At 55.5% G+C, this 853-nt stretch carries 1 protein-coding gene; it reads left to right on the plus strand.

Going from position 1 to position 853, the window contains the following annotated elements; genetic code table 11:
* Positions 1–13: 13 nt before the first annotated feature.
* Positions 14–853: AMP-binding protein (locus EAE91_RS23560; RefSeq protein ID WP_339919719.1), on the plus strand; the 840-nt coding region annotated here is incomplete at its 3' end.

The following is an 853-nucleotide window of genomic DNA, read 5'->3' on the forward strand; positions in this document are numbered from 1 at the left end:
GGGCGGGGCGTATGTGCCGCTGTCGCCGGAATATCCGGCAGAGCGGGTGGCGTGGATGCTGGCAGATACGGGGGCGCGGTTGGTCCTGACGCAGGGGGCCTGCCGTTCGCAGCTGGCGGAGGTGATAGCGGGGATGGCGAAGCCGCCGGGATTATTGTCTGTGGATGATGACGAGGCGGTATCCGGGGAGGGGGAGGAGAACCCGGTCAGGATAAGTGGCGGCGAAGATCTGGCGTATGTGATTTACACCTCGGGCACCACCGGGCGACCGAAGGGGGTGATGGTGCCTCATGCAGGTGTTCTGAATCGTATTCACTGGATGCAGGAGCACTATCCGCTGGATAGTCATGACCGGGTGTTGCAAAAAACCCCGTATACGTTTGATGTTTCAGTATGGGAATTGCTCTGGGCGAACTGGACGGGTGGGGCTATCGTGATGGCAGAGCCGGGAAGTCATAAAGAGCCGGAGCAAATTTATCGGCAGTTAGTGGAAAATAAAATCACGACCCTGCATTTCGTGCCGACCATGCTGTCGGGATTCTGCCATGCGTTGCAAAGTATGAAATTAACACTCCCGGAGACGGTTAAGCAGATATTTTGTAGTGGTGAAGCGTTAACACGGGAACAAGTTAAAGCGTATGAGCAGATAAAACATCCGGGAACTCGGTTACATAATCTGTACGGCCCGACAGAAGCGTCGATAGATGTGAGTTACTTTGATGATGTGAATTCGTCGCTTTCGGTGATTCCGATAGGGCGGGCGATCAGTAATACACGCTTATTGGTCCTGTCACCTGGAGGAATGCTGTGTCCGGTCGGTGTCCCGGGCGAGTTGTATCTTGGCGGGGTGGGG

It is taken from the genome of Photorhabdus noenieputensis, assembly GCF_018448935.1.
In the GTDB taxonomy this organism is placed as follows: Bacteria; Pseudomonadota; Gammaproteobacteria; order Enterobacterales; family Enterobacteriaceae; genus Photorhabdus; species Photorhabdus noenieputensis.